The sequence below is a fragment of the Nakamurella leprariae genome (genome assembly GCF_016918035.1).
Classification (GTDB): Bacteria; Actinomycetota; Actinomycetes; order Mycobacteriales; family Nakamurellaceae; genus Nakamurella; species Nakamurella leprariae.
Map to the genome: position 1 here is coordinate 68,448 of NZ_JAERWK010000006.1, position 14,781 is coordinate 83,228.

The 14,781-nt window shown below is 72.9% G+C and carries 13 protein-coding genes; 2 read left to right on the top strand and 11 right to left on the bottom strand.

The genetic code is table 11. From position 1 onward, the window contains the following. Positions 1-69: 69 nt before the first annotated feature. The 6 genes from rlmB to JL106_RS04435 all read right to left on the bottom strand — a co-directional run bounded on the left by rlmB (position 70) and on the right by JL106_RS04435 (position 5,199). Complete coding sequence (rlmB, locus tag JL106_RS04410; RefSeq protein ID WP_205259487.1) at positions 70-1,071, bottom strand: 23S rRNA (guanosine(2251)-2'-O)-methyltransferase RlmB; 1,002 nt, start codon at positions 1,069-1,071, stop codon at positions 70-72. A 21-nt stretch (positions 1,072-1,092) separates the two neighbouring features. Beyond that, positions 1,093-1,965 (bottom strand): sugar phosphate isomerase/epimerase family protein, encoded by an 873-nt coding sequence (locus tag JL106_RS04415; protein WP_205259488.1) that lies wholly within the window; start codon positions 1,963-1,965, stop codon positions 1,093-1,095. Continuing rightward, entirely contained in the window at positions 1,962-2,642 is a 681-nt protein-coding gene (locus JL106_RS04420; RefSeq protein ID WP_205259489.1) for a response regulator transcription factor, read from the bottom strand. Before JL106_RS04420 ends, JL106_RS04415 begins: the two co-directional genes overlap by 4 nt. Next, positions 2,639-3,874: a sensor histidine kinase gene (locus JL106_RS04425; protein ID WP_205259490.1), complete on the bottom strand. Its 1,236-nt coding sequence runs from the start codon at positions 3,872-3,874 to the stop codon at positions 2,639-2,641. The genes JL106_RS04420 and JL106_RS04425 overlap by 4 nt, the downstream gene beginning before the upstream one ends. 221 nt (positions 3,875-4,095) lie before the next feature. Continuing rightward, entirely contained in the window at positions 4,096-4,839 is a 744-nt protein-coding gene (locus JL106_RS04430) for a phosphoglyceromutase (RefSeq protein ID WP_205259491.1), read from the bottom strand. A gap of 81 nt (positions 4,840-4,920) precedes the next feature. Then, a complete protein-coding gene (locus JL106_RS04435) occupies positions 4,921-5,199 on the bottom strand; it encodes a GlsB/YeaQ/YmgE family stress response membrane protein (protein WP_205259492.1) in 279 nt (92 codons plus the stop codon). A 339-nt stretch (positions 5,200-5,538) separates the two neighbouring features. On the opposite strand from JL106_RS04435, the gene JL106_RS04440 reads away from it, so the two are divergent. Beyond that, a complete protein-coding gene (locus JL106_RS04440) occupies positions 5,539-7,632 on the top strand; it encodes a PhoX family protein (protein WP_205259576.1) in 2,094 nt (697 codons plus the stop codon). 96 nt (positions 7,633-7,728) lie between these two features. On the opposite strand, the gene JL106_RS04445 is transcribed toward JL106_RS04440, so the two are convergent. The 5 genes from JL106_RS04445 to JL106_RS04465 form a co-directional block, all read right to left on the bottom strand. Continuing rightward, positions 7,729-8,184 carry a hypothetical protein gene (locus tag JL106_RS04445; protein WP_205259493.1) on the bottom strand — a complete coding sequence of 152 codons (456 nt, stop codon included), beginning with the start codon at positions 8,182-8,184 and terminating at the stop codon, positions 7,729-7,731. Between the two features lie 75 nt (positions 8,185-8,259). Continuing rightward, on the bottom strand, positions 8,260-11,232 hold the full coding sequence (locus tag JL106_RS21930; RefSeq protein ID WP_328841303.1) for a C40 family peptidase: 2,973 nt from the start codon (positions 11,230-11,232) through the stop codon (positions 8,260-8,262). A 326-nt stretch (positions 11,233-11,558) separates the two neighbouring features. Continuing rightward, entirely contained in the window at positions 11,559-12,035 is a 477-nt protein-coding gene (locus JL106_RS04455) for a type III secretion system chaperone family protein (RefSeq protein WP_205259494.1), read from the bottom strand. Further along, positions 12,032-13,417 (bottom strand): D-inositol-3-phosphate glycosyltransferase, encoded by a 1,386-nt coding sequence (gene mshA, locus JL106_RS04460; RefSeq protein ID WP_328841305.1) that lies wholly within the window; start codon positions 13,415-13,417, stop codon positions 12,032-12,034. The genes JL106_RS04455 and mshA overlap by 4 nt, the downstream gene beginning before the upstream one ends. Before the next feature lie 136 nt (positions 13,418-13,553). Continuing rightward, positions 13,554-14,003, bottom strand: coding sequence for a MerR family transcriptional regulator (locus JL106_RS04465; protein WP_205259496.1), 450 nt, complete (start codon positions 14,001-14,003; stop codon positions 13,554-13,556). Positions 14,004-14,055: 52 nt separating this feature from the next. Here JL106_RS04465 and JL106_RS04470 point away from each other — a divergent pair, with 52 nt between their 5' ends. After that, the gene (locus JL106_RS04470; RefSeq protein WP_205259497.1) at positions 14,056-14,766 is read left to right on the top strand and encodes an SDR family oxidoreductase; all 711 of its coding nucleotides are present in this window, start codon (positions 14,056-14,058) and stop codon (positions 14,764-14,766) included. The last annotated feature ends 15 nt before the right edge of the window (positions 14,767-14,781 follow it).

Genomic DNA, 14,781 nt, shown 5'->3' on the forward strand with positions numbered 1-14,781 from the left:
TCCAACCCTGCGTCGAGAATGAATCTCAGACACAGTAGCAATTGGACGGCCGCCCGACGACCAGTGCGCTCAGCCCTGGCCGTCGGCCCGACGCCGGCGGGCCACCTCGGCCAGCACCACCCCGGTGGCCACCGAGGCGTTCAACGACTCCACGCTGCGGGCCATCGGGATCGACACCGTGACGTCGCAGACCGTCCGGGTCAGTCGGGACAGGCCGCGACCCTCGGATCCGACCACCACCACCAGCGGCCCGGTCGCCAGCTCGAACGAGTCGGTGTCGACCGTGCCGTCGGCGTCCAGCCCGGCGATCATCAGGCCATGCGCGGCCAGGTCCTTGAGGGTGCGGACCAGGTTGGTGCACTGGGCGACCCGCAGCCGGGCAGCGGTGCCGGCGGAGGTCCGCCACGCCGACGCGGTCATCCCGGCACTGCGCCGCTCCGGCACGATCACGCCGTGCGCGCCGAAGGCCGCGGCCGACCGGACGATGGCGCCCAGGTTGCGCGGATCGGTCACGCCGTCCACCGCGACCAGCAGCGCGGGCCGGCCCGAGTCGGCGGCCCGGGCCAGCAGGTCGTCCGGGTGGGCGTAGTGGTACGGCGGCACCTGCAGGGCCAGGCCCTGGTGCAGCAGGCCACCGGTCAGCCGGTCCAGCTCGGGCCGGGACACCTCGAGCAGCGAGATGTTCCGCTCGGCGGCCATCGCCACCGCCTCGGCCACCCGCTCGTCGGACGACAGACCCTGGGCGACGTACAGCGCGGTGGCCGGAACGCCGGCCCGCAGCGCCTCGACCACCGGGTTGCGACCGATCACCGTCTCGGGCAGCACCCGGCCCTCGCGGCGGACCGGGGCCGGCCTCGCCCCGGGGCCCGGCCGGTCCGGAGTGGAGCGCGCTGCTGCCTTGGCCGCCGACGCGGCCCGCCGCTTGGCCGGATGCCCGGTGCGGTCCTCGGCCCGCGGGGTCGGGCCCTTGCCCTTCAGCGCCCGCCGGGCCTGTCCGCCGGACCCGACGGTGGCGCCCTTCTTGGTGCCGTCCCTGCGGACGGCGCCGCGCCGCTTCGAATTGCCGGCCATCTTGGTCCTCCCGAGGTGCAGTCAGTCAGTGGCCGGCCGCGGTGCGCTCACCCCGGGCTCCGCCCCAGGGAAGGGTACGGGCGTGCGGGACAGATGCAGCCGGGCGAACGACAACGCCTCGGCCAGGTCCAGCTCCCGCTCGGCGTGGCTGCGGCCCCGGGTGGAGACCTCGACGGCCACCGCGCCGGCGAAGCCGAGCCCGGCCAGAGCCTCCAGCAGCTCGCCGGCGGGCTGGTCACCGCGCCCGGGCACGAGGTGCTCGTCCCGTCCCGCACCGGTGCCGTCGGCCAGGTGCACGTGGGCGAGCCGGCCGGCCATCTGCCTCGCCAGGCCCATGACATCGGTGCGGGACACCGCGGTGTGCGAGACGTCCAGCGTGAACCAGCGGTGCGGTTCGGACACCGGGTTCCAGTGCGGCCGGTAGGAGTTCACCGGCTGCCCGCCCATCCAGAGCGGGAACATGTTCTCCACCGCGATCCGGACGTCGGTGCGCCGCTGCAGCTCGGCCACGGCGGCGGTGAAGGACCCGGCCGCGGCCCGCTGCCACAGGAACGGCGGATGGACCACGACCACGTCGGCGCCCACCCGCTCGGCCAGGTCGATCGACCGGGACAGCTTGACCAGCGGATCGGTCCCCCACACCCGCGCGGTGATCAGCAGGCACGGGGAGTGGACGGCGCCCACCGGCACCCCGTAGTGCTCGGACAGCGCGGCGATGCGATCGCCGTCCTGGCTGACCGGGTCGGTCTGCACCATGAGCTCGACGCCGTCGTACCCCAGATCGGCGGCCGCGGCGAAGGCCGCCGTGGTCGGCTCGGGGAACACCGACGCCGTGGAGAGCAGGACAGCCGGGAGCCCGGCAGGCGGGACAGCTGGGACCGGAGGATCCGTCACGGCTCCATCTTGTAGCCCAGACCCCGCACGGTGATCAGGTGCCGCGGTTCGGCCGGGTCGGGCTCGATCTTGGCGCGCAGCCGCTTGACGTGGACGTCCAGGGTCTTGGTGTCGCCGACGTAGTCGGCGCCCCAGACCCGGTCGATGAGCTGGCCGCGGGTGAGCACCCGACCGGCGTTGCGGATCAGGTACTCGAGCAGGTCGAACTCCTTGAGCGGCAGCGAGACGCTCTGACCGTCGACACTGACCACGTGCCGCTCCACGTCCATCCGGACCGGTCCGGCCTGCAGGATCGGCGAGCTGACCTCCTCCGGCTCGCTGCCGCGCCGCAGCACCGCGCGGATCCGGGCGATCAGTTCCCGGGCCGAGTAGGGCTTGGTGATGTAGTCGTCGGCACCCAGCTCCAGCCCCACGACCTTGTCGATCTCGCTGTCCCGCGCCGTCACCATGATCACCGGGACCGGGCCGCGGGTCCGCAGCCGCCGGCACACCTCGGTGCCGCTCATCCCGGGCAGCATCACGTCGAGCAGGACGATGTCGGCGCCGTGGCGGTCGTACTCCTCCAGGGCCGCCGGGCCGGTCGGCGCGATCGCCGTGGTGAACCCCTCCTTGCGGAGCAGGAACGCCAACGGGTCGGCCATCGACTCCTCGTCCTCGACGATCAGGACCTTGGTCACTGGGCTCCTCGTGATCGGGATCCGGCGAGATCGCCGGACGGTCGGTCGGACCCGCCGCGGGGCTGACGGGTGCCGGTGGAGGGCCGGTTCGCCTCGGCGGGCGTCCGGTCCAGGGCGGTGAGCTCGAGGGAGAACGTCGACCCGGTCCCGGGTCGGCTCCACAGGGTGACGCGGCCGCCGTGGGCGTTGGCGATGTGCTTGACGATGGACAACCCCAGGCCGGTGCCGCCGGTGATGCGGGAGCGGGCCGGGTCCACCCGGAAGAACCGCTCGAACACCCGCTCCTGCAGCTCGACCGGGATGCCCACGCCCCGGTCGGTGACCGAGATGGTGACGACGCCGGCCCGGCGGGACCGGCTCACCGACACCTGGGTGCCCGACGGCGAGTAGTGCACGGCGTTGTCCACCAGGTTGGTCAACGCCGTGACGAGCATCCCGCGGTCGCCGCGGACCAGCAGCCCGGACCGCGGATCGCTGGCCAGGTCGATGCCGCCCATGGACGCCGCGGTCCGCACCCGGTTGAGTGTCTCGTCGATCACGCCGTCGATCTCGACCGCAGCCAGCTCGGGGACCGTGTCCGCGCTCTCCAGCCGCGACAGCGTGATCAGCTCGTTGACCAGGGCCGACAACCGCGCCGACTCCTTGGCCAGCTGCACCGCGAAGCCACGCACGGCGTCCGGATCGTCCGCTCCGTCGGCGGCGGCCTCGGACAGCAGCGAGATGGCCCCGACCGGGGTCTTGAGCTCGTGCGAGACGTTGGCCAGGAAGTCCCGCCGGACCGACTCGACCTTGGTGGTCGTGGTGTCGTCGTGCGCGGTGACCAGCACCGACCCCTCCCGGAACGGACAGGCGGTGACCTGCACCGTGCGGGCCGGGCCGCGCGGATGCCCGAAAGCCTGGGCCGCCTCCAGGTCCTTGATTGTCAGGTGCACCGGCTCGTCGAGGATGGCGACCTGCTCGGCGGCGTCCACCACCTCGACGATCGGCACCCCGTGCCGGAGCACGCCGAGTTCCTCGGCCCGCCCGTTGCTGAGCAGTACCCGGCGGTTCTCGCCGATCACCACGTACCCCGCCTCGGCGGCGGCCAGCACGTGGTCGGTCACCGTGGGTTGCCGCCAGGCTTGCTCACGCTCCGCCTCGGCGCGCCGCATCACCATCGCGCACACGAGCCATCCGACGGCCACCCCGACGACGGCGACCAGGACGTACCCGAGCACGGACAGCAGCTGCACCTCTGCATGCTAGGTCCGCGCCGAGGCCGATCAGGTGCGCCGGAACGCCGATGCGCGGCGCGGTGGGCGTTTCCCGCCGAGAGTTCTCCGGCCGTTCACCGGGCGTTCCAGCACCTGGTCGGGACGCACCGGAGCGCCGCACCCGCCCGCCCGGGACCCACCGGCCGTTCACCGGCGTCCGGACGGACCGTCGCCCGCCGGATGTCCGCCGGGCGAACGGCTCAGCGACCCTGGTTGGCCACCGCCTGGATGGCCGCGGCGGCCGCCTCCGGGTCCAGGTACTCTCCACCGGCCGTGATCGGCTGCAGGTCGTCGTCCAGGTCGTACCGCAGCGGGATGCCGGTGGGGATGTTGACCTTGGCGATGGCCTCGTCGCTGATCCCGTCGAGGGTCTTGACCACGGCCCGCAGCGAGTTGCCGTGCGCCGCCACCAGGACGGTGCGGCCGGCCCGCAGGTCGTCGAAGATCTCGCCCTGCAGGTAGGGCACCAAGCGGGCGACGACGTCCTGCAGGCACTCGGTCTTCGGAGCCTGGTCGCCGAGATCGGCGTACCGCGGGTCGACGGCCTGGGAGTAGGTGTTGTCGTCGGCGATCGGCGGCGGCGGCACGTCGTAGGACCGGCGCCAGAGCATGAACTGGTCCTCGCCGTAGGTCTGCAGGGTCTCCTTCTTGTCCTTGCCCTGCAGGTCCCCGTAGTGCCGCTCGTTCAGCCGCCAGGACCGGCGGACCGGGATCCAGTGCCGGTCGGCCTCGTTCAGCGCGTAGTAGGCGGTCGAGATGGCGCGCCGCTGCAGGGACGTGTGCACCACGTCCGGCAGCACACCCTGCTCCTTGAGCAGTTCCCCGCCCCGCACCGCTTCGGCGACGCCCTTGTCGGACAGCGGCACGTCCACCCAGCCGGTGAACAGGTTCAGCGCGTTCCAGGTGCTCTCACCGTGACGCAACAGGATGAGGGTGGAGGTCATGCGCGACAGTCTGCCCCAGCGGCGACGTCGCAGAGGCCGCGGGGCGGGGCCGGCGAGCGGCCTCGCCCCGCGGCACCGCGCTCAGCGGCGGACGCTGCGCTTGGACCCGAACCGGGTCCACAGGAACAGCACGATCACGGCGCCGATGACGGAGCCGATGATGCCGGAGGGCTGGAAGAACCCGTCCGAGGCGTCCCGGTCGAACAGCAGATAGCCCAGGAACCCTCCGACGAACGACCCGACGATGCCCAGCACGATCGTCATCAGGATGGACATGTCCTGCTTGCCCGGAATGATCAGCCGGGCCAGGGCGCCGGCGATCAGACCGATGACGATCAGGCTGATGATCAGACCCAACATGTCGTGCTCCTTCTCCTCGCGGTGGAGTCCGTGTGCGGGCTCCGGTTGATCAGTACCCAACGGATGCGGGTTCGGACGGATCCACCCGGATGAGTTGGATCGCCGCCGGCGTCACCAGCCGTTCACCGGACCGGCCACCCCGCGTTCACCTGCTCGGGTCCCAGGCGCCACCTGGACGGGCGATGGTGGGCCCGCGCTGTGATCGGAAGATGCACCAGCTGTGACCGACCGCCGCTCGGTCACCATCTCCGCTCCCGATCGCCGGCGCGTCCTGACCGCCGCCGCCCCGTCGAGGAGAGCCCTTCCGTGACCCGTGCCGAGAACCGCCGTCTGCTGCCCATGTTCGGGCACACCCGCGGCAAGCGCAGCGCCGTGACCTGCCACCTCAAGTGCGACGACGCGTGCGCCAAGCATGCCCCGAACGAGACCGCCAACCCGACGTTCCACGAGATCGCGAACGCCGCGCTGAGCCGCCGGATGCTGCTGCGCGGCGCCGGTGCGGGCGCCCTGACCCTGGTCGTCGGCAGCCAGCTCGTCGGCGGAGCGCCGGAGGCGGCCGCCGCGGTCCGTCCGGCCGGCTCCCGAGGCGGCTGGGACGGCGCCTGGCGGGGCGGCAAGGGAGGCAGCGGGAACCTGCGGTTCGCGCCGATCGCGCCGGTCGACCAGCTCGTCGACGACTTCACCGTCCCGGAGGGCTACACCTGGGACACCATCATCCGCTGGGGCGACCCGCTGTTCGACGTGGCCGACGTCTTCGACGCCGCCCACCAGACGCCGGAGCTCCAGGCGCGACAGTTCGGCTACAACAACGACTACCTCGACATCATCGTCATCCCGTGGGCGACGGACGAGGCGCTGCTGGTCAGCAACCACGAGTACACCAACCACAACATCATGTTCCCGGAGACGGCCGACGCGGCCATGCTCGCCTGCTACCGCAAGGTCGAGATGGAGGCGCACGGCCTGTCCGTCGTGCACCTGACCCGCGAGCGGGACGGCGCGCCCTGGAGCTACACCGTCGGCAACCCGTACAACCGCCGGCACACGGTGACCACCGAGTTCACCCTGAGTGGCCCGGTCGCCGGTTCCGACCTGGTGAAGACGGTGGCGGACCCGTCGGGCCGCACCGTGTTCGGCACCCTGAACAACTGTGCCGGCGGGACCACGCCGTGGGGCACCGTGCTCTCGGGTGAGGAGAACTTCAACGGGTACTTCGTCGGCCGCGGCACCGATCAGGAGGCCCGGTACGGCATCTCGACCGCGGCGACCAGCTACGGCTTCGAGACGATCGATCCGCGCTTCGACGCGAACAACGCCGGCTACGAGCAGGAGGCCCACCGGTTCGGCTGGATCGTCGAGGTCGACCCGTTCGAGCCGCAGGACGCGCCGGTCAAGCACACCGCGCTGGGCCGGTTCAAGCACGAGGCCGGCAGCATCCAGGTCGGCGCCAGCGGTCACGTCGGGGTCTACATGGGCGACGACGAGCGCTTCGACTACCTGTACAAGTTCGTGTCCAAGGACACCATGGACCCGGACGTGCTGAACCCGGCGTCGCGGCCGCACAACAAGCAGCTGCTGACCGACGGCACCCTGTACGTGGCCCGGTTCACCGGCGACTCGCCGGCGGCCGAGATCGACGGCACCGGCACGGTCCCCAGCGACGGCGCCTTCGACGGCACCGGCGAGTGGATCCCGCTGGTGCGCGAGGGCGTCAGCCTCGTGCCCGGGTTCACCGCCGAGGAGGCGCTCGTCTTCACGCGTCTCGCCGCGGACGCGGTCGGCGCCACCAAGATGGACCGCCCTGAGGACGTGCAGCCGAACCCGAAGACCGGCAAGGTCTACGTCGCCTGCACCAACAACACCAACCGTGGCCTCGAGGGGCGGGCCCCGGCGGACGAGGTGAACCCTCGCACGGCGAACCGCGACGGGCACGTCATCGAGATCACCGAGGACGCGGACGTCACCGGCACCACGTTCAGCTGGAACATCCTGCTGCTCTGTGGTGACCCGTCCGACCCGGACACCACGACCTACTTCTCCGGGTTCCCGGCCGAGAAGGTCTCGCCGATCTCCTGCCCGGACAACCTGGCCTTCGACAGCCGGGGCAACCTGTGGATCTCCACCGACGGGCAGCCCGGCACCATCGGGTACAACGACGGCCTGTTCAAGGTGACGCTCGAGGGCCCGGAACGGGGACGTGTCGAGCAGTTCCTGGCCGTGCCGCGCGAGGCCGAGACCTGCGGTCCCGTCATCCACGACGAGGACGGCATGGTCTTCGTCAACGTCCAGCACCCGGGCGAGGACGGCACCTGGACCGAGCAGACCTCGTACTTCCCCGACTACGTCGCCGAGGGCGCCACTCCGGCGCCGGGCGACTGGCGGGGGCCGCGACCGTCGGTCGTGCAGGTGTACCGGAGCAAGCGCGGCCGGTGATCGAACCTCCTGCTCGCTGAGCGGGGTCCGGGAGACCGGGAAGCAGCGCCCGTGGTCGGAGTTCCGGCCACGGGCGTGCTGCGTCCCGGACCGAACTCACGGCGGTACGTCGAGCCGGGCCGCCAGCCGGTGCAGCGCAGCACTGATCATCCGGCCGTAGCCGTCGTCGCCGAGCGCGTGGGCCGCGACCAGGCCGAGCTCGGTGTGCTGGCGGGCGGCATGGGCGTTCCCGAGCCGGCGATGCACGTCGCCCAGGTTGAGGTGCAGGGACGGCAACAGACCGGCGACGCTGAGCCCGGCCCGTTCGGCCTCGTCCGGCGTGACCTGCTCGGCCGCAGCCAGTGCTCGCCGGTCCCAGACCAGTTCCCGCTCGGGGTCGTCCTGCACGTCGGCCATGGCATGGGCGACGGCACAGCGGTGCAGCGGCGGACCGGAGCCACCGAGGTCCTGCCACAGCCGTTCCAGCTCGCGCCGGGTGGCGGCCCGATGGCCCGCGCCCTCCTCGACTGCGCGCGCGAGACGGGCCAGCACGGGGTCTCCTCCGGCGTCCACGACCGGACCGTACGCACCGGACCAACTCAGGTCGAGCCGGTCGGGGCCGTCGCGGTGGTGCAGGACTGCCGTGGCTCAGGGACGCAGCACCGGTCGGCGGCGGGCCGCCCGCTGGGGCTGCGTGGTCGGCGACGGCACGGCCGGGGGCAGCGCCGGGAGCTGCAGGACGGTGCCCTCCGGCACCGTGCCAGCCGTCGGCACGACCGTCACGGCGCCGTCCGGGTCGATGACCACGGTGGTGCCGGCCCCGGTGAGCACGCCGGTGCCCGGGGTCGCCGGGGGTGCGGTGGTGCCGGTCGTCGGAGTGGTGCCGGTCGTCGGCGCGGTGGTGGTCGGCGCGGTGGTGGTCGGCGCGGTGGTACCGGGCGCCGTGGTGGACGGGGTGCTGGTGCTCCCGGTCGAGGGAGTGCCCGAGGTCGGCGCCGTGCCGGCGGTGGACGGAGCGGCCGCGGGCGTGGTGGTCGACGGCGCCGCGCTGGTGGGCGTCGAGGTGCCCGGGGTCGAGGTGCCCGGGGTCGACGTGGATGTCGTCGATCCGCCGGTGGACGTGCTCGTCGTCGGCGGGGCCGTCGTCGGCACCGTCTCCGTCGTGGGCACCGTCTCCGTCGTGGGCACCGTCTCCGTCGTGGGCGCCGGGTTCTCCGTGGTCGGCGGCGGAATGGTCGGCGGAATGGTCGGAGCAGGTTCCGGAGTCGGGCTCGGCGTCGGCGCGGCCGGCGTCTCCGGGGCCGGAACCGGTACCGGCGCCGCGGCCAGTGGGGCGGGGGCGGGCGGGGCCGGCTCCGGGGTCACTGTGCGCCGCGGCGGCGTCGGGGTCACCGGACGGTCGGCCACCGGATCACGGTCGGTCCAGGCGTTCGGGGCCTGGTAGCTGTACCGGGTGGCCAGGTCGGCCGACGACGGCCAGCTCGGGGTGCCCGGGGTGAAGGTGCCGGCGGCGCCCGACCAGTATCGGTACAGCTGCACGTCGGCGTCGGTGCGCCGCAGCGGCACCACGTGCACCGAGGTGCCCACCGAGGACGCCTCCAGGATGTAGCGCACCCCGTCGAAGGTGCCCAGGTACAGCGCGACATGGCCGGGGAAGCCGACGATGTCGCCGGGCAGCCCCTGGTCCCACGGCACCCGGACGCCACCCGTCCGCTGGGTGGCCGAGTTGCCGGGGATGGCGAAGCCGGCCTGGCCGAGCACGAAGGCGGTCAGGCCCGAGCAGTCGAACCCGATCTGCAGGCCGCAGCTGTTCAGCTCGCCGCCGCCGCGGGAGCAGCCGTTGGACGGTCCGGCCCCGGAGCCGCCACCACCCCAGACGTAGGGCAGGCCGAGCGACGAGAAGCCGGCGGCGAGACCCGCGGCCACGGCCGGGGTCGGCGCCGTGATGGTCTTCCCGGCCAGCGCGCGGTCCACGAACCGGTTGTCCGGGATCGTCACCGTGGTGCCGGCCGCGATGACCGAGCCCTCGGTGCCGCCCCCGGTGGAGCCGAAGTACTTGCGGAACATGAAGAAGAAGTTCCGGTTGCCGTACGAGGAACAGGCGTCGCCGGCGGACGGGTAGGCCGCGAGCGAGGCCGGGTTCGGCTGGTACGGCGTGTAGTTGTAGAGCGAGGCGGTGGCCGTGTTCTTGATGGTGACCGGCGCTCCGCCGCAGCCGGATCCGGCGACGTTCCAGAGGATCTCGGCGGTCTGCCCGGCCCGGTAGCGGTACTTGTCGGGGTCGACCCGGTAGCGCGCCCACTGCTTGGCCATGCCGTACGCCTGGTTGAACAGGCCGGCGTATCGGGGGTCGCAGTTGGCGGTGCCGCTGGGGCCGGTGTCCGGGCAGTGCCAGCCCCACGCCGCCGCGTACGACGCGGCCGAGACGTCGGTCCGGGTCAGCAGGGCCGACTCCTTCTGCAGGGTGGTCAACATGACCTGCGGGTTGATGCCGCAGGCGACGGAGATCTTGGCCAGGACCGCGGCGACGTCTTCGTTCACGCCGCCCCGGTAGGCCGCGCAATAGGCGTCGGCGGTCTGGTCGGGGGTGGTGACCCGGACGCTGCGCAGGCACCAGGGCCCGGAGCAGGCCGCGTTCTGCACCGTGATGAAGTCGCGGATCTGCTGCTCGGACATGGCGTCCGAGTCGGTGAAGACCGCGTCCGAGATGATGTTGCCCGCGTCGAAGACGGTGCCGGTGCTGGTCAGCGTGGGGGCGCCGGTGCCACCGTCGGTCGCCGGCGCGCAGGTCACCGTGGTGGCCATGGTGGAAGCGCCGGCGGGACCCTCGGACCCCAGAGCCTGGACCAGCGCCTCGGCCAGCGGCCGCCACCCGTCGAAGTCCTGACCGCGCTGGGTCTGCTGGATCTGCTCGCCGATCTCCCAGTCGGCGCGGGGGTCGGTGTCGTACCCCGGCACCCGGGTCACCAGCTGCTGGAAGAACATCCAGGACGCACCGGCCGGGTCGGTCCGGTCGTATTCGGTGTAGAGCCCGCTGGCCCGGTCGGGCGCCTGCTGGAACAGCCCGAGCCAGGACCGGTTCAGCGCGTCCGCCCGCAGGCTGGACTGGGCCATGGCCACCGCCAGCGCGATGCGCTGACCGCGGGCGGTGACGTCCAGCTGCTCACCGACGGCGACGACCGTGGCGGCCATCCGTACCTGCTCGGCGTCCAGTGTCGTGCCGTCGAACTCGGTGCCCACCAGCGGGTTCCACTCGATCCCGGTCAGCGCGCGCAGCGGCTGCAGCGGAGTGGCACCGGTCATCGGCGGGGCCGGATCGGCGGTCGGCGCAGAAGCTTCGGCGGGCGCATCGGCAGCGAGCGGCGTGGCGGCGAACATCGACGCCGGGTCGGTCGGGACGGCGGCCGGGTCGACGGGCACGCACGGGTCGATCGCGGTCAGCGCGCCCGACGGTGAAGTGGCCGAGCCGACCGACTCCGCCGGTTCCGCCGACGCACCGCCCGCGCCCACCACGGCGACGGTCGCCGAGACCGCCAGAACCACCACCACACGCTGCGCCGACCGCAGGACCGCGCCACGGGGCAGCACCGCTCCGGCGCGGCGCCACAGCACCCGCTTCACCGGCGGTCCCCGAGCAGCACCACCGCGGACTCCAGATCCACTGACAACCCCGTCCCCAGCACTGATCCAGCAGCGTCACGCCCGCACGCGGACCCGACGACCTGCGACCCACCCCCGACTGCCAGGACGCGCCCACCGGTCCATCCCGGCGCCCCCGCCGGGACACCCACCCGGGCCGGGATCAGTGAGCACGTCCGAGCGCTGAGCCTACTGAGGCGGCCGGGACCCGTCATTGCCCGAACGGGTACACCCGGGTGAACTCCTGGCGCGACGCCGGTGACGGAGTGAACGGGACCCCCGGTCGGAACGGGTCGATCCGGGGACGGTCAGCCCGGGTCGATGAGGTGCCGGAACGCCTGCAGGTTCTGCAGCGACTGCCCGGTGGAGGAACGCCAGTCCCACTCGCGCCGGATCGCCTCAGTGAAGCCGCGCTCCAGGATGGGGTTGAAGTCGGTGTCGGACGCGTCCAGCACCACACCCAGCACGGTGTCGATCTCGGCCGCGGTCAGGGTGTCCCGCCCGAGCCGGCCGACCAGGTGGATGTCGCCGGCCGCGTCCAGCGTGTACGCCACCGATCGCAGACGGGCGTTGCGCTGCAACAGGTACCGGTACACCTCGGCGTGGTGCTCGTCGGGAGCCCGGCAGACGAACGACTCGACGAGCAGCTCGTACCGGCCCAGCGCCAGCCACACCAGCGTGCGGTGCCGGCGTTCCCCGGGCAGCGTGACCAGGAAGGCGTCACCGTGCCGTTGCGTCGGGACGTCGAGATCGGTCAGCACCGCGGCCAGCCCGTCCGGATTCACCGCCGACCCGCCGACGACCGCACCCGGGACCGGCGGTCCGGGGCGTCCAGTGCGGGCATGCCCGCCAGGGGGGCGAGCGCGAGCGGCGCGCGCAGCGGGACGGCCAGGGCCCGCCGATAGACCTCCAGCAGACCGTCGACCGTTGCTTCCCAGGAGAACCGGGCGGCGTGCCGCACCGCCGCGCCGGCCAACCGCTCCCGGGTGGCCGGTTCCAGGCAGACCCGGCCCAGCGTGGTGGCCCAGTCCTGCGGGTCGTGCCCGGCCACCAGCAGCCCGCTCGTCCCGTCCTGCACCGCCACGGTCAGGCCGCCCACCGCGGTCGCGACCACCGGCGTCCCGGCCGCCTGCGCCTCCAACGCGACCAGCCCGAAGGACTCGTTGTGGCTGGGTACGCCGACCACGTCGGCCGCCCGGTAGTACTGGAGCAGTTCGGCCGGCGGCACCGGCGGGCGCAGGTCGACCAGCGCGGTCACGCCCAGGTCGGCGGCCAGCCGGGCCAGGCCGTCGGGCGCGGCGCGGCCGGTCCCGGAGACGCCGCCGACCACCAGCAGCCGCCAACGGCGGTCCGGATGCCGGCGGCCCAGCTCGGCGATCGCCCGGACCAGCACGTCCGGCGCCTTGAGCGGCTGGATCCGGCCGGCGAAGACGACCACCAGCTCGTCGTCGGCCACCCCGACGCGCCGTCGGGCCGCGGCCCGGTCGGCCGCGGTGCCCGGGGTGAAGACGTCGGTGTCCACACCCGGCGCGACGACGTCGACCCGGTCCGGGTCGGCGCCGTACAGCGTCCGCAGCTCGTCGGCCTCGGTGACGGTGTTGGCGACCAGCCGGTCCGCCTCGGCCACCACCTGCTCCTCGCCGATCACCCGGCCGAACGGCTCCGGGGCGTCCCCGTCGGCCAGGGCCGCGTTCTTGACCTTGGCCAGGGTGTGCGCCGAGTGCACCAGCGGCACCGCCCAGCGGTCCTTGGCCAGGTAGCCGACCTGTCCGGACAGCCAGTAGTGGGAGTGGACCAGGTCGTAGTGCCCGGGGTCGCGCGCCGCCTCGACGCGCATGACCCCGGCCGCGAACGAGCACAGCTGCCCGGGCAGGTCGTCCTTGTCCAGGCCCTCGAACGGGCCGGCGACCACGTGCCGGACCAGCACGCCCGGATCCCACCGGACGACGGGTGGCTGGTCGGACGACGTGGCCCGGGTGAAGATCTCCACCTCGACGCCGCGGGCGGCCAGTCGGCGCGCGGTCTGGGCGACGTAGACGTTCATGCCGCCGGCGTCGCCGGTGCCGGGCTGGGCCAGGGGTGAGGTGTGCAGGCTGATCAGCGCGATGCGCCGCAGCGGCACCGGGATCGCCGACAGCGCTGGCTCCCGGCCGGCTCCTCGATGCACCGCAGCTCCGTCCTGCCCTTCGGCACCCGCCGGGGCGTGCCTGGCGCGCATGATCCCCGCACGCACGGTACGCGCCCGTCGGGGAACCCGACGTCACGGCTGACGCGCCGGGGTCGCATCCGCGATCAGCGCGCGGTCACGATGCGGACACGGGCGTCTCGCTCGTGCGGCGGTCCGCCGACCTCCGTGAGCAGGTGACGGCTGCCTCCGCTGCGAGTCGGCACTCCTGGGCCGAGCGACCCCCGGCCGAGTCCGCCGCGATGGTCCGCAGCTCGGCCAGCCGGTCGCGCGCGAGCGTGAGCTCGTCGATCTGCCGCTGGATCCGGTCGTGCTCGTCGTCCAGCCGCTGCCGCATCGCCGCAGTCGCGATCCCGGTGTCCAGGAACGGCAGGATCTGCACGATCGCCCGGCTGGGCAGGCCGGCCGAGAACAGCAGCTGCACGAAGCGCACCCGGCCGACGTCGGACTCGTCGTACTCACGGTGTCCGCCGGCCGTCCGGAAGGCCGGCACCAGCCCCTGCTCCTCGTAGTAGCGCAACGACCGGGTGCTGACCCCGGACCGCTCCGCGAGATCGCCGATGCGCACGCGTGCTCCCGAGTTGAAATTGACATCAATGTGAAGTTCTAGCGTACGAGACATGGACATCACCGCAGCCACTGCACTTGTCACCGGCGCCAACCGCGGCATCGGCCGCCACCTCGCCGCTCAGCTCGTCGCACGGGGCGCCAAGGTCTACGCGACTGCCCGCCGCCCGGCGGCGATCGACCTTCCTGGCGTCGAGACGCTCGCCCTGGACATCACCGACCCGGCCGCCGTCGCCGCCGCCGCACAGGTCGCCAACGACGTCGACCTGCTGATCAACAACGCCGGCATCGCCCTGGGGGCGACGCTGCTGGGCGACCTCGACCAGGTGCACGCCGAGATGGACACCAACCTCTGGGGCACCCTGTCGATGGTGCGCGCGTTCGCGCCCGTCCTCGCCCGCAACGGCGGTGGCGCGGTCGTCAACATCGCCTCCGGCGCCTCGTGGATGGCGCTGCCCGGCGCGACCGCCTACGCCGTCACCAAAGCCGCGGTGTGGAACATGGGCAACGCGCTCCGTCATGAGCTCGCCGGCCAGGGCACGTCCGTGATCTCGGTGCACCTCGGGGTGGCGGACACGGACATGGGCGCCGACTACCCGATCGACAAGATCGATCCCGCGGACGTCGCTCGCGCCACCCTCGACGGCATCGAGCGCGACGACTGGGAAGTCGTCGTGGACGACCAGACGGCGTTGATCAAGGAGTGGCTGGCGAAGGACCCCAAGGGCTTCTACGCGCTGGTGGCGGAACTCCTCGCGAGCTGACCCCGGGGCCGAGCG

Coding starts and splice junctions, on each gene's coding strand:
- JL106_RS04435 (WP_205259492.1), bottom strand. CDS start 5,199: ATGTTGGGTCTGATCATCAGCCTGATCGTCATCGGTCTGATCGCCGGC.
- JL106_RS04470 (WP_205259497.1), top strand. CDS start 14,056: ATGGACATCACCGCAGCCACTGCACTTGTCACCGGCGCCAACCGCGGC.
- JL106_RS04430 (WP_205259491.1), bottom strand. CDS start 4,839: ATGACCTCCACCCTCATCCTGTTGCGTCACGGTGAGAGCACCTGGAAC.
- JL106_RS04440 (WP_205259576.1), top strand. CDS start 5,539: ATGTTCGGGCACACCCGCGGCAAGCGCAGCGCCGTGACCTGCCACCTC.
- rlmB (WP_205259487.1), bottom strand. CDS start 1,071: ATGGCCGGCAATTCGAAGCGGCGCGGCGCCGTCCGCAGGGACGGCACC.